The 22398-nt window shown below is 69.3% G+C and carries 19 protein-coding genes and 1 tRNA gene; 11 read left to right on the top strand and 9 right to left on the bottom strand.

Features of this window, described 5'->3' with window-relative positions:
* Nucleotide 1: 1 nt before the first annotated feature.
* Nucleotides 2-1072, top strand: a complete 1071-nt coding sequence (locus R2J76_RS15615) for a response regulator (protein WP_316415898.1) — start codon at nt 2-4, stop codon at nt 1070-1072.
* Nucleotides 1069-2220, top strand: a complete 1152-nt coding sequence (locus R2J76_RS15620) for an HD domain-containing phosphohydrolase (protein ID WP_316412566.1) — start codon at nt 1069-1071, stop codon at nt 2218-2220. The genes R2J76_RS15615 and R2J76_RS15620 overlap by 4 nt, the downstream gene beginning before the upstream one ends.
* Here R2J76_RS15620 and R2J76_RS15625 read toward each other — a convergent pair.
* Nucleotides 2206-3831, bottom strand: a complete 1626-nt coding sequence (locus tag R2J76_RS15625; protein ID WP_316412567.1) for a PAS domain-containing sensor histidine kinase — start codon at nt 3829-3831, stop codon at nt 2206-2208. The genes R2J76_RS15620 and R2J76_RS15625 overlap by 15 nt on opposite strands.
* Before the next feature lie 158 nt (nt 3832-3989).
* Here R2J76_RS15625 and R2J76_RS15630 point away from each other — a divergent pair, with 158 nt between their 5' ends.
* The 3 genes from R2J76_RS15630 to R2J76_RS15640 are packed head-to-tail and all read left to right on the top strand — an operon-like array spanning nt 3990 to nt 7244.
* Complete coding sequence (locus R2J76_RS15630) at nt 3990-5207, top strand: ABC transporter permease (protein ID WP_316412568.1); 1218 nt, start codon at nt 3990-3992, stop codon at nt 5205-5207.
* A gap of 7 nt (nt 5208-5214) precedes the next feature.
* Nucleotides 5215-6501 (top strand): efflux RND transporter periplasmic adaptor subunit, encoded by a 1287-nt coding sequence (locus R2J76_RS15635; protein ID WP_316412569.1) that lies wholly within the window; start codon nt 5215-5217, stop codon nt 6499-6501.
* Complete coding sequence (locus tag R2J76_RS15640) at nt 6498-7244, top strand: ABC transporter ATP-binding protein (RefSeq protein WP_316412570.1); 747 nt, start codon at nt 6498-6500, stop codon at nt 7242-7244. The genes R2J76_RS15635 and R2J76_RS15640 overlap by 4 nt, the downstream gene beginning before the upstream one ends.
* 41 nt (nt 7245-7285) lie before the next feature.
* Here the strand turns inward: R2J76_RS15640 and R2J76_RS15645 are convergent.
* From R2J76_RS15645 to R2J76_RS15660, 4 genes are all read right to left on the bottom strand, one after another.
* Nucleotides 7286-7362 (bottom strand) — tRNA-Pro (locus R2J76_RS15645).
* 41 nt (nt 7363-7403) lie between these two features.
* Nucleotides 7404-7799 (bottom strand): DciA family protein, encoded by a 396-nt coding sequence (locus R2J76_RS15650; RefSeq protein ID WP_316412571.1) that lies wholly within the window; start codon nt 7797-7799, stop codon nt 7404-7406.
* Nucleotides 7796-8911: a CaiB/BaiF CoA transferase family protein gene (locus R2J76_RS15655; RefSeq protein WP_316412572.1), complete on the bottom strand. Its 1116-nt coding sequence runs from the start codon at nt 8909-8911 to the stop codon at nt 7796-7798. Before R2J76_RS15655 ends, R2J76_RS15650 begins: the two co-directional genes overlap by 4 nt.
* 11 nt (nt 8912-8922) lie before the next feature.
* Complete coding sequence (locus R2J76_RS15660; RefSeq protein WP_316412573.1) at nt 8923-9696, bottom strand: TIGR00282 family metallophosphoesterase; 774 nt, start codon at nt 9694-9696, stop codon at nt 8923-8925.
* 201 nt (nt 9697-9897) lie between these two features.
* Between R2J76_RS15660 and R2J76_RS15665 the strand changes: the two genes are divergently transcribed.
* Nucleotides 9898-11649 (top strand): hypothetical protein, encoded by a 1752-nt coding sequence (locus tag R2J76_RS15665; RefSeq protein WP_316412574.1) that lies wholly within the window; start codon nt 9898-9900, stop codon nt 11647-11649.
* Nucleotides 11650-11667: 18 nt separating this feature from the next.
* The gene (locus tag R2J76_RS15670) at nt 11668-13788 is read left to right on the top strand and encodes an Ig-like domain-containing protein (RefSeq protein WP_316412575.1); all 2121 of its coding nucleotides are present in this window, start codon (nt 11668-11670) and stop codon (nt 13786-13788) included.
* On the opposite strand, the gene R2J76_RS15675 is transcribed toward R2J76_RS15670, so the two are convergent.
* Together R2J76_RS15675 and sppA are read right to left on the bottom strand one after the other, a co-directional pair.
* Nucleotides 13775-14320 (bottom strand): HutD/Ves family protein, encoded by a 546-nt coding sequence (locus R2J76_RS15675; RefSeq protein WP_316412576.1) that lies wholly within the window; start codon nt 14318-14320, stop codon nt 13775-13777. The genes R2J76_RS15670 and R2J76_RS15675 overlap by 14 nt on opposite strands.
* Entirely contained in the window at nt 14320-16101 is a 1782-nt protein-coding gene (gene sppA, locus R2J76_RS15680) for a signal peptide peptidase SppA (protein WP_316412577.1), read from the bottom strand. Before sppA ends, R2J76_RS15675 begins: the two co-directional genes overlap by 1 nt.
* Before the next feature lie 134 nt (nt 16102-16235).
* Here sppA and R2J76_RS15685 point away from each other — a divergent pair, with 134 nt between their 5' ends.
* The 3 genes from R2J76_RS15685 to R2J76_RS15695 are packed head-to-tail and all read left to right on the top strand — an operon-like array spanning nt 16236 to nt 18550.
* The gene (locus tag R2J76_RS15685; RefSeq protein ID WP_394366843.1) at nt 16236-16625 is read left to right on the top strand and encodes a BrxA/BrxB family bacilliredoxin; all 390 of its coding nucleotides are present in this window, start codon (nt 16236-16238) and stop codon (nt 16623-16625) included.
* 34 nt (nt 16626-16659) lie between these two features.
* On the top strand, nt 16660-18009 hold the full coding sequence (locus tag R2J76_RS15690; RefSeq protein ID WP_316412579.1) for a DUF4403 family protein: 1350 nt from the start codon (nt 16660-16662) through the stop codon (nt 18007-18009).
* A complete protein-coding gene (locus R2J76_RS15695) occupies nt 17999-18550 on the top strand; it encodes a hypothetical protein (RefSeq protein ID WP_316412580.1) in 552 nt (183 codons plus the stop codon). Before R2J76_RS15690 ends, R2J76_RS15695 begins: the two co-directional genes overlap by 11 nt.
* A gap of 263 nt (nt 18551-18813) precedes the next feature.
* Here R2J76_RS15695 and R2J76_RS15700 read toward each other — a convergent pair whose 3' ends face one another.
* Complete coding sequence (locus tag R2J76_RS15700) at nt 18814-20871, bottom strand: alpha-ketoacid dehydrogenase subunit alpha/beta (protein WP_316412581.1); 2058 nt, start codon at nt 20869-20871, stop codon at nt 18814-18816.
* A 52-nt stretch (nt 20872-20923) separates the two neighbouring features.
* Nucleotides 20924-21466, bottom strand: a complete 543-nt coding sequence (locus R2J76_RS15705) for a NifU family protein (protein ID WP_316412582.1) — start codon at nt 21464-21466, stop codon at nt 20924-20926.
* 113 nt (nt 21467-21579) lie between these two features.
* Here R2J76_RS15705 and R2J76_RS15710 point away from each other — a divergent pair, with 113 nt between their 5' ends.
* On the top strand, nt 21580-22359 hold the full coding sequence (locus R2J76_RS15710) for an inositol monophosphatase family protein (RefSeq protein ID WP_316412583.1): 780 nt from the start codon (nt 21580-21582) through the stop codon (nt 22357-22359).
* Nucleotides 22360-22398 lie beyond the last annotated feature (39 nt).

Here is a 22398-nt window from a genome sequence, read left to right on the forward strand (position 1 = left end):
GATGCGGATCCTCCTGGTGGACGACCAGCAGCTGATCCTGCTGGGCCTGGAGCGGATGCTCCGGCGCATGCGCAACCTCTGGGAAGTGGTGGCGGCCGAATCCGGGCGCAAGGCCCTGGAGCTGCTCGAAGTCCAGCCCTTCGACGTGCTGGTCACCGACCTCAACATGCCGGGCTACAGCGGCGTCCAGCTCCTGGAATGGGGCCGGGAACACCATCCGGAGATGATCCGCATCGTGCTCTCCGGGCACCAGGAAACCGCCATGCTCCATGGCGCGGCGCGCCTCGCCCACAGGTTCCTCACCAAGCCCAGCGAACCCGGGCTCCTCCTGGCGACCCTCGTCCAGGTGTCGGAGGCCCGGGACCTGGGGCAGGCCGACGCGGCGCTCTTCGGGACGGTGACGGGCATGGGGCAGCTGCCGGGGAGCCCCGTCACCGCCCACCGGGTGCGCAGGTACCTGGAGGATCCCTCGGTTCCCGCCGCGACCCTGGGAGCCCTGGTCTGCCAGGATCCCGGCCTTTCGGCCAAGGTCCTGCAGCTGGTCAATTCCGCCTTCTACGGCCCGCCCCGGGCCACCGTGGACCCCTGGGAGGCCGCGCAGCTCCTGGGCCGGGAGGAGCTGGCCGATCTCCTCTGCGATCCGGCTCCGCCCGACGCGGAAGCCCGGCTCAAGCCCCTGCGCGAATCCCATCTGCGCGCCGCCCGCCTTGCCCTGGCCATCACCCGCGCCGAGGGCGCCCCGGCGCCGGTCCAGGACCTGGCCTACTGCGGGGGCCTCCTTTCCGCCGTGGGCCCCATGATCCTGGCCCTGGCCCGGCCCGGAACGGAGGGCCAGGACGGACCCGGGATCTCCCGGCTCTACCTGGCCCTCCTGGGGCTTCCGGCGCCGCTGCTGGACCTCGTGGGGAACCTGGAGACCCCGGGCCGGGCGCAGCTCGCCGATCCCCTGGCCATGGCGGCCGTGCACGTGGCGGCGGGCCTCGGGGATGACGGATTCCTCGCCGGCGCGGGCCTGCTGAACCGCGTCCCGGGATGGCGGAACCTCGAACCCGCGGAAAGGGAATTCCCATGAGCCCCAAGGTTCTCCTGGTCGATGACGACCCCAACATCCTCGCCGCCTACACCCGGACCCTGCGCAAGCGGTTCCAGTTCGACACGGCCCAGGGGGGCGAAGAAGGCCTGGCCTGCATCCGGGACAACCCGCCCTACGGCGTCATCCTCTCCGACATGCGCATGCCCGGCATGGACGGGATCCAGTTCCTCAGCCAGGCCAAGGAACTGTCCCCGGATTCAGTCCGCATGATGCTCACCGGCAACGCCGACCAGAACACCGCCATCGACGCCGTGAACGAGGGCAACATCTTCCGCTTCCTCACCAAGCCCTGCGACCCCGATACCCTGGCGCTCTCCCTGGAGGCAGGTATCAAGCAGTACCAGCTGGTGACCGCGGAACGGGAGCTGGTGGAGGGCACCCTCAAGGGCAGCCTCGCCCTGCTGGTGGACCTGCTTTCCATCGCCGACCCGGTGGCGTTCGCCAGGAGCCAGCACCTGGGCCCCCTGACCCAGAAGCTCGCCCGGGCCCTGGACCTGGAATCCACCTGGGTGGTGACCGTGGCCTCCATGCTCAGCCAGATCGGGGCGCTGACGGTCCCCCCTTCGGTCATGGCCAAGGCCCGTTCGGGCGACCCGCTCACCTCCCACGAGCGCGAGACCGTCACGCGCCTGCCGGAGATCGGCTCCGACCTCATCCGGCACATCCCGCGCATGGAGGAGGTCGCCCAGGCCATCCTCTTCATGAACAAGAACTACAACGGCTCGGGCTTCCCCCCCGTCCACGCCCGGGAGGAGGAGATCCCCCTGGGCGGGCGCATCCTGAAGGTCGCCTCCGATTTCCTGGACCTGGAGGAACGGCGCGGCAGCGCCCATGCGGCCCTGGCGGAAATGACCCAGGCCTCCCTCTTCTACGACCCCAAGGTGCTCCAGGCCCTGGCGCGCACCCTGGAGATGCCCGACGAGCCCGTGGCCGCGGACCAGGACCTGCCCCGCCTCGCCACCCACGACACCGTCCAGGCCGGCCAGATCCTGGTTGAGGGCGTCGAGACCCGGGAGGGGATCCTGGTCTATCCGCCCCTCACCCGCGTGGGGGAGAGCCACCTGGAGCGCCTGAAGAACTTCGCCCGGCTCGTGGGCCTGAAGGAGCCCTTCCTAGTCCTTGGATGAGATGGGAAGGCGCACGGTGAAGGTCGTGCCCCTGCCCTCCTCCGTCTCGAAGCCCACCGTACCGCCGTGCTTGGCCGCGACGGAATGGACGATGGCCAGCCCCTGCCCCGTGCCCTTGCCCACGGCCTTGGTGGTGAAGAAGGGGAGGAACACCTGGTCCTGGATGTGTTTGGGAATGCCCGTGCCGGTGTCCTCCACCTGGAGCACGGCCCAGTCCCCGTCCCGGGAGGTGCGCACCGTGATCCTCCCCTTCTCCCCCGAGCCGCCCAGGGCGGCCTCGATGGCGTGGGCGGCGTTGATGATCAGGTTGAGGATCATCTGGTTCACCTCACCCGGGTAGCAGGAGATCTTCGGCAGGTCCGGGTCCAGTTCGGTGTCCAGGAGCGCGACGTATTTCCACTCGTTGCGCGCCACGATGCAGGTGGTCTCCACGCACTGGTTGAGGTCCACCACCACCCGCCCGGGCACCCCCGGGTGGCTGAAGATCTTCATGGCCTTCACGATGCTGGATACGCGGGTAAGACCCTCCAGGGACTGCTGGATGGCCCGGGGCACCTCGCCCAGGAGGTAGTCCAGGTCCTCCCGCTGGATCAGCTCGCGGATGCCCGTGGCCCGCGCCGCCAGGCCCGCATCCTTGGAGGCCTCGTCCAGGAGCCCCCCCTCCTCCCGGAGGATCTCGGCCAGGCTGTTGAAGGCCTCCTCCAGGAACCGGACGTTGTCGCTGATGTACTGGGTGGGCGTGTTGATCTCGTGGGCGATGCCCGCGGCCAGCTGCCCCACGGCCTCCAGCTTCTGGGCCTGGCGCAGCTGGACCTCCATGGAGGCCCGCTCGAGCTCGGCCTGCTTGCGGCTCGTGATGTCCCGGGAGATGAGAAGCACCGTCTCGTTGCTGGCCGAAGCCGTCTCCACCACCGCCGCCCGGCCCTCGAAGATGCTCCAGGCGCCGCTGCGGTTGAGGATCCGGTACTCGAAGAAGGGACTCAGCCCGCTCCGGAAGGCGTCGCGGATGTTCCTCAGGTAGGCCTCGGCATCCCCGGGGTGGACCAGGTCCTCCAGCCGGAGCGCCTTCCATTCGGGTTCGGAATAGCCCAGCACCTTGGGGTGGGAGTGGCTCGTGAAGACCACCTTCCCGTCCGTGTCCAGCACCGAGATGAGGTCCAGGGCATGCTCCGTGGTGGCCTTGAAGAGGGTCTCGGCCTTGCGCAGGCGCTGCATGATCTGCATGCGCTCCGTGAAATCCGAATGGTGGAAGACCACCATGCCCCCCGAGCGCACCGCCAGGACCCCGAACCACTGGGTGGAGTCCCCCTTGAGCGGGAATTCCAGGCGCAGGCGCGGCACCTTCCCTTTGAGCACCGCCAGGAGCCCCAGGGCCACGATGGAGAGATTCCCGTCCGCCGAGGACGTCACCTTGCGCACCGCCGCCCCGTAGTCGTCCCCGGGGCCCAGGCCCGCCACGAAGGGATTGCCCCCCTCGTAGGCCGCCCAGCCGCGGTTGACCACGGAGACGAAGCCGTCCAGGTCCACCAGGGCCGTCCAGGAATCCAGGGATTCCAGCAGCGCCTCCAGGGCTCCTGGAGGGGGTTCGCCGGAACCGGGTAGGGGATTCATGGGGACCATTGTCGGCTGGGCCCGGGGCCGGGTCCATGGGGAAAACGGCCGGGCCGCCGTCCCCGGCCCCGGGGGGTGCCGGGATCCCATCGGCCGGACATCAAGGAGTTATACTGGATTTCCTCCCCAACCCAACCCATTCCATGATGCCGGGCCCCATGAACCACAATGCCGTCGTCGGATCGGCCCTGACCGCCCTTCTGCGGAACAAGCTCCGCAGCGCCCTGACCGTCCTGGGCATCACCATCGGCATCGCCGCCGTCATCGGGGTGGTGGCCATCGGCAAGGCGGGCCAGGCCCGGGTGGAACAGCAGATGAAGAACCTGGGAGACAACTTCGTCTGGATCGAGGCCGGGGGCCGGGCGGTGAACGGGGTGCGGACCGGTAGCCGGGGCACCAAGACCCTGACCCTGGAGGACGCCTGGGCCATCCGCACCCAGATCCCCCTCATCAAGAACGTCTCCCCCAACGTGGACGCATCCACCCAGATCGTCTACGGCAACCAGAACTGGTTCTGCACCTTCCGGGGCGTCTCGCCGGAATATTTCGACATCAAGCGCTGGACCGTCGACCAGGGCGCGGCCTTCACCCAGGAGGACGTGGAGCAGGCCGCGGACGTGTGCGCCATCGGCCGCACCCTCCAGACCCAGCTCTTCGGGGGGGAGGATCCGGTGGGCAAGGTGATCCGGGTGGGCGCCCTGCCCTGCAAGGTGGTGGCGACCCTCCTTCCCAAGGGCGTCTCCGCCACCGGACAGGACCAGGACGATACGCTCCTCCTGCCCTACACGACGGCTCAGAAGAAGCTCATGGGCATCACCTGGCTGGAGGACATCCTCTGTTCGGCGGTCTCCCAGGAGGTGGTGAAGCTGGCCGGCCAGCAATCCGCGGCCCTCCTGCGGGAACGCCATCATCTCCGGCCCGAGGTGCCCGACGATTTCAACATCCGCAACCCCGAGGACGTCATCCAGGCCCAGATGGAGGCCAGCCGGACCCTCTCGCTCCTCCTGGTGGCCATCGCCTCCATCTCCCTCCTGGTGGGCGGGATCGGGATCATGAACGTGATGCTGGTCTCGGTCACGGAACGCACCCGTGAGATCGGCGTCCGGGTCGCGGTGGGAGCCACCGAGGAGGCCATCCAGCTCCAGTTCCTGGGCGAGTCCGTGCTCCTGAGCCTGGTGGGCGGGGCCGCGGGCGTGGCCCTCGGCCTCCTGGCCAGCGCCTTCATTGGGCGCGCGCTCCAGTGGCCCATGGAGGTCTCCGTCCAGGCCATCCTCCTGGCGGTGGTCTTCTCCGTGGGGGTCGGCATCTTCTTCGGGTACTACCCGGCCCGGAAGGCTTCCCGGCTGGATCCCATCGAGGCGTTGCGCTATGAATGAAAATCCCGTGAAAGCCAAGGTCCTGGGGCTTGCCGCATGGGCCCGGTCCCACCGGTGGGTGGCGGGCGGGATCCCTTTGGGGATCCTCCTTCTGCTGGGCCTCATGGCCTTCACGGGCGGCAGCCGCCTCACCCATTTGACGGTCAAGGTCCTCCAGGGCGATATCCGCGATTCCGTGGACGCCACCGGCACCGTCAGCGCCGTGATCACGGTGCAGGTGGGCTCCCAGGTCTCGGGGGCCATCGCGCGGCTCAACGCGGACTTCAACAGCAAGGTCCGCAAGGGCGACGTGGTCGCCCTCATCGCGCCGGAACTCTTCCAGGGCGCCCTGCTCCAGGCCCAGGCGGACCTGGCCAATTCCAGGGCCAACGAGGTCGCCGCCGGGGCGGACCTGGCCAAGGCGAGGGCGGCCCTGGTCCGGACCCGGGCCGATTTCCAGCGCATCTCCACCCTCGCCGCCCAGAAGATCGAATCCACCGCCTCGGTGGATCTCGCCCGGGCCAACTACGAGACCGCCCAGGCCTCGGTGGAAGGCGCCGCCGCCGCGGTCCTGCAGGCCAAGGCCCAGGTGAGCCAGAAGGAGGCGGCGGTGTCCGTGGCCCGGACCAACCTGGACTACACGGTGATCCGCTCTCCCATCGACGGAACCGTCCTGGCGCGGAACGTGGACGTCGGGCAGACCGTGGCGGCCTCCCTCCAGGCGCCGACCATTTTCACCATCGCCCAGGACCTCACCAAGATGCAGGTCTACGCCAAGGTGGACGAATCCGACGTGGGCCGCATCCAGCCCGGGCAGCCGGTCTTCTTCACCGTCGACGCCTATCCCCGGGAGCATTTCACCGGGAAGGTCAGCCAGATCCGCATGAACCCGACCCGGGTCCAGAACGTGGTGACCTTCGACGCGATCATCGACTTCGGGAACCCCGACCTCAAGCTGTTCCCGGGCATGACGGCCTACGTCTCGATTCCCGTCGCCGCGGCCACGAACGTGGTCAAGGTGCCCAACTCGGCCCTGCGCTACCGGCCGCCCATGAGCCCGGAGGAGATCAGGACCCTCTATGCGCGCCACGGCATCGTGCCCGGCGGGAAGGACCCTTCCGGCACCGGGCGCCCCGCGCAGGCCGTGGTCTGGAAGCGGGCTTCGGACGGGTCCCTGTGGCCCGTGGAGGTGTCCCTGGGCATCACGGACCACACCTTCACGGAAGTGAAGGGCGGCGCCCTCAGGGCCGGGGATGAGGTGGTCACCACCTCCGCGGATCTCAAGAACCCCCTGCCCCAGGGAGGGCGGCGGTGAGCGGAGCCGGCCCCGTGATCCGGGCCGAAGGCCTGCACAAGTACTACGACCTGGGGGAGAGCCGGGTCCACGCCCTCCGGGGCGTCAGCGTGGACGTGGAGCGGGGCGGGTTCCTGGCCATCATGGGGGCGAGCGGCAGCGGCAAGTCCACCTTCATGAACATACTCGGGTGCCTGGACCGGCCCAGCGCCGGCAGCTACTGCCTGGATGGCGTCGACGTGGGCCACCTGTCCAAGAGGGCCCTGGCCGGCATCCGGAACGGCAAGCTGGGGTTCGTCTTCCAGGGATTCAACCTCCTTCCCAGGACCACCGCCCTGGAAAACGTCCTGCTGCCCACCCTGTACTCGGCGGTCGCCAAGACCGAGGCCCTGGCGCGGGCCGAGGCGGCCCTGGCCCTGGTGGGCCTGGCGGACCGCATGGGGCACTACCCCTCCCAGATCTCCGGAGGCCAGCAGCAGCGGGTCGCCATCGCCCGCGCCCTGGTGAACCGGCCCTCGATTCTCCTCGCCGACGAACCCACCGGCAACCTGGACAGCCGCACCGCGGTGGAGATCATGGGGCTTTTCCAGACCCTCAATGCCCAGGGACTGACCATCGTCCTGGTCACCCACGAGCCCGATATTAGCCAGTTCGCCAAACGGGTGCTGGTCTTCCGGGACGGCCGGATCCGCAAGGACGAGCCCAACGCCGATCCGCCCAGCGCCATGGAGACGCTGGCGTCCATGCCGACGCTGGAGGACTAGCAAGAGGGGAGCACCCTTCCGGCGCTCCCCCTTGATCCAAATGGTCGGGGCGAGAAGATTCGAACTTCCGACCTCTCGGTCCCGAACCGAGCGCTCTACCAGGCTGAGCCACGCCCCGACGAAGCATCGATCTTAACCTGAACCGGGCCTCCGGGTCCATCACCCTTTCTGGCGGGTGCGCAAAAGGTCCAGCACGGCCTTGAAGGCATCGGGCTCCCGGCGCTCCCGGGGCGGCTTTTCGGGATCCGGGGGATCGCAGGGGACGATCTCCATGGAATTCATCTTGAGTTTCCAAAGGCGCAGGAGGCGTTCCTGCACCTGGGGCCACACGGCGTCCGCGGCCTTGCGGAGGTTGGGGATGAACTGGGGCTGCCAGCAGCCCACCACCAGGGTGCCGCGGCTCACCCGCAGGAGCCGGGTGTGGTTGACCAGGGCGGGGCCCACCACCAGGAGCCAGCCGTGGCGCAGGCGCGCCTCCGTGCGGGCCTGGGGGTCCGGGGGGAGGCCGGAGGCGGCCCGCAGGGGGACGAGGTCCCGGGCCCCGGAGCGCCTCATTCCGGAAGCCGGGGAGGGGGGATCCGGGACCGGGCCCGCAGGTCGTTGAAGAGCACCGGGGAGGCCAGCATGGGGATCATGCGGCCCCCGGCCTCGTCGTAGAGCGTCGTCACCAGGTGGTGGAGGGTCCCGGCCTGGCGGAAGAGGACGTCGTCCACCGTGCGCACGCGGCTGGCGGGGATGGCGTGGATGTCGCAGAAGGTGGTGGCGGCCTCCACCGTGGATGAGCGGAAATGGGCCTCCAGCAGGGGCAGGAGCCGCTCCCGGTCCGTGACCCGGCCCCGGTTGGAGCGCCACCCGGGCTCCCTGTCCAGGTCGATGCCCGCCCACATTGCGAGCAACTCGAACTGGCGGTCGCTGCCGCAGCCCAGGGCGATCTCGCCGTCGCTGCAGGCGAAGGTCTGGTACGGGACGATGTGGGGATGGCCGTTGCCCATGCGCCGGGGGGGCTCGCCGGTCATGAGGGTCTCGGAGGCCACGTTCACCAGGGAGGCCAGGGCGGCCTCCATGAGGGGCACCTCCACGTGGAGGGCCTCCCCGGTGCGCTCCCGGTGGAGCATGGCGGCCTGGATCCCGTTGGCCAGGTAGAGCCCCGCGATGACGTCCACCACGGCCACGCCCGTCTTCATGGGGGCGCCGGGGGTCTCGCCGGTGATGGACATGAGGCCGCTCTCGGCCTGGAGGACGAAATCGTAGCCTGGGCGCCTGGCAGCCGGCACGTCCGAGGCGAATCCCCGCACGGAGGCCACGATGAGCTTGGGGTAGCGCTCGTGGATCTGCTCCCAGGTGAAGCCCAGGGCCTCGGCGGAATCCGGCAGGAAGTTCTCCACCAGCACGTCGGCGGTGGTCATGAGCTCGGCCAGGATGGCCCTGCAGCCCTCCTCCTCCAGGTCCAGCGCCAGGCTGCGCTTGCCGCGGTTGGCGCACCGGAAGTAGGCGCTCTCCCCGGTGCCCGGTTCGAAGGGCGGGCCCCAGCCCCGGGTGGGGTCGCCGGTGGGGGGTTCGATCTTCAGGACCTCGGCGCCGAAATCCGCCAGCAGCTGGGTGGCGAAGGGCCCCGCCAGGATGCGGGAGAAGTCCAGGATCTTGTAGTGGGAGAGGAGGTGGGACACGGGCCGGTTTCTCAGGGGAGCGTCTTGAGGATACGCTGGATCGACTGCGCCTTCCGCCCTTCCGTGACCACCAGGACGCCGTGGAGCTGGGGGTCCCCCTCGGCCACGTCCCACTTCTCCCCCTTGACCTTCAGGAAGCGGCTGAGGCTGGACTCCTTGGCCATCCCGATGACCCCCCCGTAGGGCCCCGTCATGCCCAGGTCCGTGACGTAGGCGGTGCCCCCGGGCAGGACCTTGGCGTCCAGGGTGGGCACGTGGGTATGGGTGCCCAGGACCGCCGCGACCCGGCCGTCCAGGTACCAGCCCATGGCCTGGGCCTCGCTGGTGGCCTCGGCGTGCATGTCCACCAGGACGATGTCGGCCCGCTCCCGGGCCAGGATGGCGTCGACGCACCGGAAGGGGTCGTCGCAGGTGGGCATGTGGACCCGCCCCATGAGGTTGATGACCAGGATCTCCTGGCCCCCGGGGGTGTGGAGCTTCACGTAGCCGTTGCCCGGGGTGCCCGGGGGGTAGTTGGCGGGCCTCAGGAGCCGCGACTCCACCTGGAAGTAGGGGACGATGTCCTTCACGTCGAAGGCGTGGTTCCCGGTGGTGATGACATTGACCCCCAGGTCCTCGAACCACTGGCGGGCGATGCGCTCGGTGATGCCGTGCCCGTGGGCCGCGTTCTCGCCGTTGACGACGATGAAATCCAGGGCCAGTTCGCGCCGGAGGACGGGCAGATGCGCCTCCACCAGCCGCCGGCCGGGTTCCCCCACCACATCTCCCAGAACGAGAATCCTCATGGGGAAACCTTAACAGGCTTGGCGGAAGGCCGCCTACGGGGTGGGACGGACCGGGGCCGCCCGCGATTTTTTCAACTTTCCCAGGCACCGGAGCCTCCATAGCGGCACCAGAGAATTGAATACCCCCTGCCGGTCCGCCCGGGCCGATCCTGCTAGGCTTAGACTTTTAACGAGTGCCGCATGCCCTTGCCCTTGAGATCCTTGATCATTTCATGCGTTCTGGCCCTCCTCGGGCCCCTGGCGACGGCCGCCGCGCAACCCCCCGCCACCATGGGGGTCAGCGAGATCCGCACCGGCATGAAGGGCGTGGGCCGCACCGTCTGGCAGGGCGGGAAGATCGAGACGTTCCAGTTCGAGGTGCTGGGCCTCCAGAAGAACTTCGCCCCCGGCCGGAGCCTCATCCTGGTGCGCGCCAGCGGCGGCCCCCTGGCCAACACCGGGATCCTCGCGGGCATGAGCGGCTCCCCCTGCTACATCGACGGCAAGCTCATCGGGGCCCTTTCCATCGGCTTCGCCTTCGAGAAGGAGCCCATCGGAGGGATCACCCCCATCGGCGAGATGCTGGACGGCCTCCGGGACCTCACCGAGGCGCCCTCCACCCGCACCCCCCTGATCCTTCCCCGCATGGAGCCCCCCAAGGTCCTGAAGTCCGCCCTCCTGGGGCACATGGTCCCCGTGAGCGAGATCCTGGGCACCACGGAGGTCCCCGAAGGGGGCCAGATGCTGCCCATCCCCGTGTTCGGGGCCTCCACCGCCCCGGAGCTGCAGTCCCTGTGGGCCGGGCTGCCCCTGAAACCCATGGGGGCCGTGGCGGCCGGAACCGGCACCGGGGAGGCCAGCCCCCTGGAACCCGGCGGCATGGTGGCGGTGAACCTCGTGCAGGGCGACCTGGAGATGTCGGCCTCCGGCACCATCACGTACCTTTCCGGGAAGAAGGTCCTCTGCTTCGGCCACCAGCTCTTCAACCTGGGGGCCGTGGACCTGCCCCTTTGGTCGGCCTCGGTGGCCGTGTGCGTGCCCAACTACAACAGCTCGTTCAAGCTCTCCCAGTCCGTGGCCCCGGTGGGCGCCCTGCGCCTGGACCGGAGCATGGGCATCGCGGCCCTCCTGGGCGCCGAGCCCCGCATGGTGCCCATGCGCGTGGGGCTGAACCTGGGCGGCAGGCGCAACCTCAACTTCAAATTCGAGCTCATGGACCACCCGGTGGTCACGCCCAACCTGGCCGCCATGGTGCTGGCCCAGACCATCTCCACCTACGTGCGGGGCGCGGGCTTCCAGAGCCTCTCCCTCCAGGGCAACATCAAGCTCGCCGGGCACCCCGCCATCGAGATCGAGAACATGGTGGCCGACCTCAACGCCAACCGCATGGCCATGTATCTGGGCGGCATCCTCCAGGTGCTCACCATGAACCCCTGGGAGCGCCCGGTGGTGGAGGGCATCAGCCTCACCGTCAAGGCCGAGGAGCGCCTGGACCTCACGGCCATCAGCGGCGTGCGCACCCTCAAGGCCCGGGTGAAGCGGGGGCAGACCCTGCCGGTGTACGTGGTCCTGCAGAACATCCAGGGCGTGAAGGAGACCACCACCATGAACCTCTTCGTGCCGCCCTCGGCGCGGCCCGGCAAGGCCACGCTGCTGGTGGGCGACGGGTTCAGCCTCATCAACGCCGATCCCGACGAGCGGGCCATCGACGTCTCGGGCCTGGGCGACCTGGTGCGCATGCTCAACGGCGGCATGCGCAACAACCACGCCTACGCGCTCCTGGTGCAGACCCAGCCCGGGGCGGGCCTCCGGGGCGCGCGCATCGAGGGCGTGCCCCCGACGATCACGGCGATGCTGGGCGCCGACGGCGATTTCAACGCCAACCGGCTGCAGCGCCAGATCATCAGTCGCGGCGTCCTGCCCCTCGAATCCGAGGTGCGGGGCCTCATCAGCATGGAACTTGAAGTCGAATAGGCGCACGTGGAGACCATGATGAAGAACCTCACCCCCGCACTGGGCACGATCCTCCTCGCTTCGGCGGGCATCGTCTCGGCCCAGCAACCCTCGGCCACGTTCGCGTCGTTCAACGACTGGCTCACGTCCGACGCCAAGGGCGTGCGCATCGGCGCGGACGGCAAGCTCCGCCTCGCCCCCGGCCTCCGGCGCGTGGGCACCCTCCCCGAGGGCGTCGTGTGGGCCGCCGTTCCCGACGGCTCCGGGGGCGCCTACCTCAGCGCGGGCAACGAAGGCAAGCTCTTCCACTACACCGCCGGCCAGGTCAAGCCCCTGGCCCAGGTCAAGGGCGGCATCGTCTTCGCCATGGCCCGCCTGGGCCAGGACCTGATCGTCGCCCCCAGCGGGGAGAACAAGCTGTTCCGGGTGACCCCGGGGGGCGAGGTGAAGCCCTTCGCGGACATCGACGCGCGCCTGGTGTGGGCCATGGCCGTGGACGGCACGGAACTGGTGCTGGCCGGGGGCGGGGAAAAGGGCGCCGCCCTGGTCCTGGCCCGGGAAGGGCACAGCCGCAAGCTGGCCGAACTGCCCGAGGAGACCGCCTTCACGGCCCTGGCCTCCGACGGCAAGGGCGGCTACTACCTGGGCTCCCACGGCAGGGGCCTGGTGCTCCACTACACCGGCGTGCGCACCGGGGACCGCATGGAGACCCTCATGGCCACGGGCTTCGAGGAAGTGCGCGCCCTGGTGGTGGAAGGCGGCGAGGTGTTCGCCGGGGCCACCAACGGCCTCTCCAGCAAGTTCGCCTCCGGCAGCCTGGAGCGCCGGGAGGGCTACCTGGCCGAGCCCGGCACCACGACCAAGTCCGCCGTCATCCGCCTGGACAAGGACCGGGTCCCCCAGACCCTGTGGCAGAGCGCCCAGAACCAGATCTTCGCGCTGACGGCCTGGAACGGCCAGCTCCTGGTGGGCACCGGCAACCGGTCCCGGCTCTTCGCGCTGCCCCTTTCGGAAAAGGCCCGGGGCGAGTCCCCCTTCAGCGCCCTCCAGGACCTGGGCGCGGCCCAGGCCACGGCCTTCCTGCGCGTGGGCTCCGACCTGATGGTGGTGGCCTCCAACCCCGCCGAACTCCACCTCCTCAACGAGAGCCAGGCCACGGACGGCACCATCGAGAGCCGGGTGCTCAAGGCCTCCCCCCTCGCGGACTGGGGCCGAGCCTACGTGGAGGCCGAGACGCCCCAGGGCACCGGCGTGGAATTCCAGTTCCGCACCGGTTCCACCGAGACCCCGGACGGCACCTGGTCCCCCTGGACCCCGCCCCTCCTCAGCGGCGAGCGCCCCCACGTGGCCCCGGCCCGCTTCGCCCAGTTCCGCCTCAAGCTCGCCAGCACCCGGGGCGGGGCGACGCCTTCCGTGGAGGGCGTGCGGGTCCACTGGGCCAACCGGAACCTGGCGCCCCTGTGGGAATCCGTGGACATCATGCCTCCGGGGCTGGTGGTCACCCGCACCGCGCCCCCCGACGACATCGGCATCGAGCGGGTACCCCTGGAGACGCAGAAGCTCATTCCCGCCCTGGCCTACGCCGGCAGCGAGAAGCGCAGCTTCCGCCGGGGCGCCCAGGCCTTCTTCTTCCACGTGGCCGACCCCAACGGCGACCAGCTGGAGTTCGGCCTCCGCCTCCTGCCCGAAAGCGGCGCCCCCATCGAACTGGAAAAGGCCTGGAAGGAGCGGTTCTTCACCTTCGACACCCTCGCCGTGCCCGACGGCAAGTACCGCCTGGAGATCACCGCCTCCGACGCCCCCAGCCAGCCCCTCAACACCGCCCTGACGTCCACCCTGCGCACCGCGCCCTTCCTCATCGACCACACCCCGCCCGTCATCACCGAACTCACCGCCACCCCCGAGGTGGACGGCGTGCGGGTGCGCTTCACCGCCCGGGACCAGACCTCGGTCCTCAAGGAGGCCGCCCTGTCCGCCGACGGCGACGCCTGGGTCCAGGTGGCCCCGGACACCCGGATCTTCGACACGAAGGAGGCCACCTTCAACGTGCTGGTCCCCCGGGCCCGCATCAAGGGCAGCCGGGTCCTGGTGAAGGTCACGGACCTCTCCAACAACGAGCAGACGGCCACCGTGGCCATCGGCGAGGTCAAGAAGAAGTAGTCAGCTCCACCACGGCCATCACCCCATCCCCCCGGGCCTCCCCCCCGCCCTCCCACTCCAGGAGGTCCAGGGGGCCGAGGACCTGCCCCGCGATCTCGAGGGTGCCCTCCAGGCACACCACCACCAGCACCTGCGCCCTGGGCAGCGGCGCGGGGGCCGCGAGGACGCTGAGCCGGTGCCGGGCCCGGCCCCGGGCCGACAGGACGTTGAAGTCCCGGCAGGGCCCCCCCAGGAGCCGCCCGGAGGTCGCCCAGTCCCCGGAGAAGGCCACGGGCCGCAGGGGGCCCTCCAGGAGCTGGGTGCCGTGCTCCCCGTGGTCGAGCTCCAGGGCTCCTGAGAGGACCATGAGGCTGCGGTCCACGCCCGGGAAGCGGGAGAAGGGGCCCGAGGCGGGCACGTCGGCCATGCTGATGCGCCAGAGGAAATCCCCCGCCAGGGACGCGCCGGGGGGATGGATGAGGAGCTCCGTGGTGGAGCCCCCCCCATCCTTCCAGGGCATGGCGCGATAGTCGGCCGGGCCCAGCCTGCGCATCACCGGATGGCGAGGTCGAAGGGCATGCGCGCGTAGACGCCCCGGGGATCGCTGAAGGCCCCCAGGCCGCTGATCACGTGCTGGACCTGCCCCTGCAGGGTGTCGGCGGAGCTGCGCGAGTAGGGGCGCGTGCCGCCTCCCAGGGCCTTGAGCATCCTCTCCACCGGGGTCTTGGGCTCGGAGGGGCCCTCCAGGCGGTAGTCGGATTCGATCTTCGCCTTCTTCGCGGCATAGGCCACGGCGTCCTGCAGGCTGCCGATCTCGTCCACCAGGCCGATGCGCAGGGCGGAGGTGCCGGACCACACCCGGCCCTGGGCGATCTCCTGCACCTGGTCGCGGGTGAGCTTGCGGCTCTCGGCGACCTTGGTGACGAAGAGGTCGTAGATCCAGTCCACCATCACCTGGGCCCGCTGCAGTTCGGCGTCGGACTTGGGGCGGGCGATGGTGATGGAATTGGCCAGCTTCGAGGTCTGCACGCCGTCCCAGGTGATGCCGTGCTCGTTGGCCAGGGACTTGACGTTGGGCAGCAGGCCGAAGACCCCGATGGACCCGGTGATGGTGGTGGGCTCCGCGAAGATCCGGTCCGCGTAGGTGGAGATCCAGTACCCGCCCGAGGCCGCCAGGTGGCCCATGGACACCACCACGGGCTTGTCCTTGCGGGCCAGCACCAGCTCCCGCTGGATGAGCTCGGAGGCCGGGGCGCTGCCGCCGGGGCTGTTCACCCTCAGGACGATGGCCTTGACGCGCTTGTCCAGGCGCAGGCGCCGTAGCTCGTTGCTCAGGGTCTCCCCGCCGATGGTGCCGGAGGCCCCGGCGCCGTCCACGATGGCGCCTTCCGCGAACACCAGGGCGATGCGGTTGGAGCCGGTGGGGTCGGGGAGGGTCTTGGCGTAGGTGGCCATGTCCACCTGGGGAAAGTCGCGGTCACTGGCCTTCTTGCCGGAGACCTCCTTGAGTTCGTCCAGGACCTGGTCGTTGGCCAGGAGCTTGTCCACCAGGCCGGCCTTCAGGGCCTCGGGCGAGGTGAGGGTGCCCTGCTGGTCGGCGATGGCCTGCATCTGATCGGGGGAGAGCTTGCGGTCCCCGCCCACGGCCGTCTTCCACTCCGTCCACAGATCGTTCATGAGCACCTGCAGCTCCTCCCGGGCGGGGTCGCTGAGCTTCTCCAGGACGTAGGGCTCCACGGCGCTCTTGTACTTGCCCACGCGGGTGACCTGCACGTCCACGCCGTACTTCTTGAAGGCCTTGCCGTAGAAGGTGACCTCCGAGGCGTAGCCCGTGGCGTCCAGCACCCCCAGGGGATCCATGTAGACCTTGCCCACGCCCGCGCAGAGGTAGAGTTCCCGCTTGGTCCAGTACTGGTTGTAGGCGATCACGGGCTTGCCCGAGACCTTCCGGAAGCGCAGGATGGCCTCCCGCAGTTCCTTGAGGGCGGCGGGGCCGGAGCCCACGCCGTCGGGGCGCACGATGCCGGTGATGTAGAGGGCGCTCAGCCCGGCGTCGTGGGACGCATGGTCGATGGCCTGGATGAGCACGTGGAGGGGAACGCCCTCCGCCTGCCCGCCTCCGGCCGCCCGCTGCAGCAGTTCCGCCGCCCCCGGCTCCGCATAGGAATCCGTGAAGTTGGTGTTGAGGTCCAGGATGAGCACCGCCTTGGCGGGAACCACCGGCTTGGTGGGCCCCATGGAGGCCACCAGGATCACCAGGAGCACCAGCGCGGCCCCCGTGAAGAGCCCCAGGGCCACCAGCGAAGCCGCCAGGGACTTGAAAAAGTCTTTCATATCTATACCCCCGGATTCGTTTCCACCATGGTACTGCCGCTGCACGGCCCTTTGATACCCCTTTGGCAATGGTGACAAAAAGAGTAAACTTTAAGGGAACGCAGGAGACCCCCGTGGCAAACTACCCCGAATACATGGTCGCTCCCATGAGGGACGAACTGAGCGAGGCCGGCTTCCGGCACCTCATGACCCCCGCCGACGTGGACGAGGCCCTCCAGCGCCCCGGCTCCACCCTGCTCGTCGTCAATTCCGTGTGCGGCTGCGCCGCCGCGGGGGCGCGCCCGGGGGTGGTGAAGGCCCTGCGGGAGAAGGGGCTCCGCTTCGACCACCTGGTCACGGTCTTCGCGGGCATGGAGACGGAAGCGACGAAGCGGGCCCGGGAGTACTTCGAAGGCGCCCCCCCCAGCTCGCCCCAGGCCGCGATCCTCAGGGACGGGCGCCTGGTCCACCTCATGGGCCGCATGTCCTTCCTGGACCGCACGCCGGAAATGATCGCCGAGGAACTCGCCGCGTCCCTTTCGTGACCGCTGACCGCCCGCCCATGCGTACCATGGGTTCATGCGAACGTGGCACCTCCTGGCCCTGATCCCCTTCTGCCTCCACGGGCAGGAGCCCCCGCCCCCCTCCACCATCGCGGCCCCCATCCGGGTGGACCTGGGGCCCATGTTCGCCACCGCGGAGCGCACCACCCCCGTGACGCCCCAGGGGGTGGAGACCTGGACCAACCTGCCCGGCCTCGCCCAGGGGAGCCCCGCCTACCGGTTCAACCTCTACCGGGAACCCCTGTACTTCGTGCTCAAGGGCAACCGGGTGCTCATGCACACCACCGTGAACTACTGGTTCGAAGTGGGGCTGCGCATGGGCTCCTACATCAAGAGCATGGGCTCCTGCGGCCTGCCCCCCGAGACCTTCCGCAAGGCCCGGCTGGGCATCCAGGCGGAGGTGTCCCTCACCCCGGACTGGGGGCTGGACCTCAAGCTCACCCCCGAGGAGCCCCTGCGCATCGACGGCTGCCACATCACGTACCTGGGCTACGACATCACGGACAAGGTGCTGGCGGGCATGAAGGACAACCTCGCCAAGGCCACCCAGGCCCTCCAGGGGCAGATCCAGGACGCCACCCGGCTGCGGCCCCGGGCCGAGGCGGCCTGGCTCCAGGCCCAGCAGCCCGTGGAGCTGGCCCCCGGGGTGTTCCTCATGCTCAACCCGGAGCGGGTGCGCCTCAGCCCCTGGACCAGCCAGGGCAAGGTGCTCACCTTCACCCCCGAGATCCAGATCCGGCCCGCGGTGTGCCTTGGGGAGCGGCCCCAGCCGGTGCCCAGGCCCCTGCCCCCCCTGGATCTCTCCCCCCAGCCCATCGCCCCGGGCTTCAGCCTCCAGATCGACGCGGACCTCAGCTACGAGCACGCCTCGCGGCAACTCACCCAGCAGCTCGGCGCCCAGCCCTTCGACACCGAGAAGGGCCGTTTCGAAGTGAAGCGCGCCGTGGTCCGGGGCAAGGACGGCTGGGCCTACCTGGACCTGGACCTCAAGGGCAAGGTCACGGGCCGCCTCACCCTCAAGGGCCGCCCCGCCTTCAACGAGGCCCTGGGCACCCTGGTCCTGGAGGACCTGGACTACACCCTCGAGACCAAGAACTGGATCACCAGCTTCGGCGAATGGCTCTACCGCGGCACCCTGCGCAAGACCCTCACGGAGAAGTGCAGCTTCTTCCTGGACAAGAGCCTCAAGGACCTGAAGGAGAAGACGAAGGCGGGCCTCAATCGCCCCCTCACGCCCCAGGTGGCCCTGAGCGGCGACGTGGACGCGTTCCGGGTGGGCCGGGTGGAGGTGCTGGAGGACCGCTTCAAGGTGGTGGCGCGCCTGGAGGGCGTGGTGCAGATCGGCGTCAATCCCGATGCGCGCTGAGGCCTTCCGGGAGCTCGGCGCGCGGCTCCGGACCCTGGCGACCCAGGCCGCCTCGCGCCTGGCCCGGCGCCTCCTGGGCCTCCTGTCCGAGCTCTGGCAGCGCTCCACCGCCCACCGGATCCTGGGCGCCGCGACCCTTCTGGTGCTCGCGGCGATCCTGCTGGCCGGCCTGCGCGCCGCGCCCCTGGTGTACGGCCACTACGCCCTCCGCCACGCCGCGGCCATCGCCGCCCGGCAATCCCGCATCAAGGGCGAGGAGGCCACCCTCCTCTCCCTGCGCCGGCGCGCCTTCGACCTGGGCCTCACGGAGGCGGCGCTGGAGGAGGGCGCCTTCACCCTCGCCCCCGGCCTCACGGACGACGGCCCCGTGTGCACCGTCTCCTACGCCTTCACCCACCAGGTGAACGTCTACGGCCTCTTCCGCCTTCCGGTGCGGTTCCGGGGCCAGGTCACCGGCGTCCAGCTGGACCCCGCGCCGAACCCGGGGGCCATCGATCTGGATGAAAGGATTCAAGGTCTATCGGCAAACCCCAGATCCTGACTAGGTGAGCTGACTCCACCTTTGACCTGACGTTCCTTATCCTGCTCTTTCCCCTGGATCCTGTTCATCTCCGTTTGGAATTCGCTGGGAGTTGTCGCCACCTTTGGTTCATGGACGTCAAGTAACATGCACTCCGACCCACCTACTCGGCGGCCCTGCGGAAACCGGGATGAACGCCGATGGATGGGATGAACGGGGATCCGCTCAACCTGGAACAGCCCCTTCATCACGGTTTCAAGGCAGCAAGGGTCTGCCGACTCCCCCTAGAACTCCAGCACTTTCCTCATCCCCGCCAGCACCTTCTCGGTGTTGGGGAGGACCGCTCTCTCCAGGATGCGGTTGAAGCCCACGGGCGTGAAGGTCGAGCCCACGCGGCCCACCGGCGCGTCCAGCCAGGGGAAGCACTGCTCGGAGACCTGGGCGGCCACCTCGCCGCCGAAGCCGCCGAAGACCTTGTCCTCGTGCACGACGATGGCGCGGTGGGTCTTCTTCACGCTGGCGAAAATGGTCTCGGTGTCCAGGGGGTTGAGGCTCCGCAGGTCCACCACCTCCACGCTGCGGCCCTCGGCCTCCAGCTTGTGGGCGGCCTCCAGGGCGAAGTGCACGGGGGTGCCGTAGGCGAGCACCGTGAGGTCGGTGCCCTCCCGGCGCACCCGGGCCTTGCCGAAGGGCACGGCGAAGTCGGCGGGGATGTGGGCCTTGCTCTGGGCGGCGTTGTAGAGGAACTTGGGCTCCAGGAAGAGGCTCACGCCCCGGCTCCGGATGCAGGTGCGCAGCAGGCCCGCGGCGTCGTCGGCGAAGGCCGGCACCACCACGCGGATGCCCGGGATGGTGGTGAGGAAGCCCTCGATGTTCTGGCTGTGGTAGAGGCCGCCGCCGATGTAGCCGCCGGAGGCCAGGCGGATGGTGATGTTGGGCACCTGCTTGCCCATGCTGCGCCAGGACTCGTGGGAGATCTCGATGAGCTGCTCGGTGGCGGGCCAGAAGTAGTCGGCGAACTCCGCGCCTTCCACCACCACGCGGATCTTGTCGTCCAGGCGGGAGAAGCCGTTGGCGGTGCCCGTGATGAAGTCCTCGGCGATGGGCCCGTTGAAGACCCGGGTGCGCCCGAACTCCTGCTGCATCCCCTTGGTGATGTTGAAGATGCCGCCCTTCTCCTTGTTGGCCACGTCCTGGCCCCAGATGTAGGTGTCGGGGTTGGCCCGGAACTCCTCCTTCAGGGTCTGGTTGATGGCATGGAGCATGGTCTCCTTGGGGCCGTCCTCGTTGTGGGTGCCCGCGGGGAACAGGGGCGTCACCCAGGGCTCGGGCACCAGGTGCTCGAAGATGGCCGCGGGGTCGGGGTCCGGGGAGGTGATGGCCTGGTCGGAGGCCGCGTTGTAGGTCTCCAGGTTGGCCTTCTCGATCTCGGCCAGCTCCGCCTCGGTCACGCCGTGCTCCAGGCAGTGGCGCCGGAAGCGCGGGAGCGGGTCCTGGGCCCGGGCCGCGGCCAGCTCCTCCGGGGAGCGGTAGAGCTCGTGCTTGTCGCTGTTGGAGTGGCTCCCGATGCGCACGCAGTCGGCCTGGATGATGGCGGCGCCCTTGCCGGACTTGGCGAAGGCCACGGCCTCCCCCAGGGCCCGCATGGAATCCAGGGGATCCTTGCCGTCGCACTTGAGGATGAGCAGATTGGGGAACCCGCTGAAGTTGTCGCACACGTGCTCGTTGGCGGTCTGGTCCGACTTGGGCACGGAAATGCCGTAGCCGTTGTCCTGGAACACGAAGACCACCGGCAGCTTCTCCAGGCTGGCCCCGTTGATGGCCTCGTACACGTAGCCCTCGGAGACGCTGGATTCGCCCTGGCTGCTGAACACCACGGCGTCCCGGCCGTAGGTCTTCACCGCCCGGGCCAGGCCCACCGCGTGCTGGGTGTGGTTGCCGGTGCAGCTGGAGACGTTCTGGATGTGGATCTCGGGCTTGCCGAAGTGGTTGGACATGTGGCGCCCGCCGCTGGAGGGGTCCGCGGCCTTGGAGATGCCGTTGAGGATGATCTCCAGGGGCGTGAGGCCGCCCGCGAGGCAGGTGAGCAGGTCGCGGTAGTAGGGGAAGAGGTAGTCCTGCCCCGCCCGGAAGGTGAGCCCCAGGGCCAGCTGGATGCCGTCGTGGCCCGCGCAGGGGGCGTGGTAGGACCAGCCGATGGCCTGCTTCAGGTAATTGGGCGCCTTGTCGTCCAGGACCCGCCCCATGTGCATGGTGCGGTACCAGCCCTTCAGGGTCGCCGCGTCCGGTCCTTCTGCCACCTGGGCCCGCGGGCCCGCCTTTTCAGCCTTGGTTTCGATCATCGCCGGTCCTTCGCAGAGATTTCACTCAGTCGCATCGGCCGCGCACGGCCGTTCAATAACTAATGACCCGGATCTGGGGGTCCACTTCGTCCTGCAGGAGCCCCTCGATGTACCGCAGGGTCCCCCCGCCGGAGCTGGGGCAGGAGCCGCAGGCTCCGTGGTAGCTGATCTGCAGGGTGTTCTCCTCGAAGGAGATGACTTCCACGCCGCCGCCGTCCCCGGCGAGGCCGGGCCGGATGCGCTCGTCCAGGAGCTTGTTGATGCGGTCCAGCTTCTCGTCGTCCGCCAGGGAGCTGCCCGGGGCCGGGGCGTTGCCGTCCACCGCCTCCATCTCCAGGTCCTCGATGGCCTCGCAGATGGGATCGATGAGGCCGCTCCATTCGTCGTCGGGCGCCTTGTTCACGGTGACGAAGCGGTCCATGTAGAAGACGGAGGTGATGCGGCCCAGGGCGAAGAGGCTGGAGGCGAGGGGATCCCCCACCGCGGCCCCGAAGTCCCGGAAGGAGCGCGTCCCCGAGCGGAGGATGGGCCGCTGCACGATGAACTTCAGCGCATCGGGATTGGGAGTGGGTTCGATGTTGACGACCTTGGGCATACGGTTCCTCGCCACTGACTTGAATAGTTTACTAGAAATGTCGGGATTATCCAGTCCAAACTGGGGGAAAGCCGCAAACGAAGTGCGGGCAATCTGAAAGATGGAGAATCCCCATGCTCGAAGCCGAACGTGAAGCCTGTATAGCCGCCGCCCAGGCAGGTGGAAGACTCCTCCTGACCTATTTTCGTAAGTTGGATCCCAGCACCATTTCCGAAAAGTCGAAGAACGACCTGGTGAGCGAAGCCGACCGTGCAAGCGAAGCGGCCATCCAGAAACTGCTGGCCGATCGCTTCCCCGGCCATGGCTTCCTGGGGGAGGAGACCGGCCTCACCGGCCCCGTGGAGGGCCCCGTCTGGATCGCCGACCCCCTGGACGGCACCCTCAATTTCATCCAGGGCCTGCCCCACTGGTGCGTCTCCGTGGCCCTGTGGGACCCCCAGGGTCCCCTGGCGGGCTGCATCTACGATCCGCTCCGGGAGGACCTCTTCGTGGCGGTGCGGGGCGGGGGCGCCACCTGGAACGGCAAGCCCATGCGGGTCTCCGCCCAGCCGGGCCTTACCGGGGCCTTCCTGGCCACCGGCTTCGCCTGGCAGCTGGGGGACCGCTTCGAGATCTTCGCCCGCACCCTGCCGGCCATCTTCCACCGGGCCAAGGCCATCCGCCGGGGCGGCTCCGCAGCCCTGGACCTGGCCCACACCGCCTGCGGCATCTACGACGGGTACTACGAGATGGGCCTGCGCAAGTGGGACTTCGCGGCCGGGGTCTTGCTGCTCCAGGAGGCGGGCGGCACGATCACCGACTGGCAGGGCGGCGGCACCTGGGTGGAGACGGGGGACGTGGTCACCGGCAATCCCCCCGTGCAGAAGGACCTCCTCGCGGCACTGGGAGCCTGATGCGGCGAGGCCGGAGCGGTTTCCCGGCTCCGGCCCCTT

It is taken from the genome of Mesoterricola silvestris (genome assembly GCF_030295405.1).
Taxonomy (GTDB): Bacteria; Acidobacteriota; Holophagae; order Holophagales; family Holophagaceae; genus Mesoterricola; species Mesoterricola silvestris.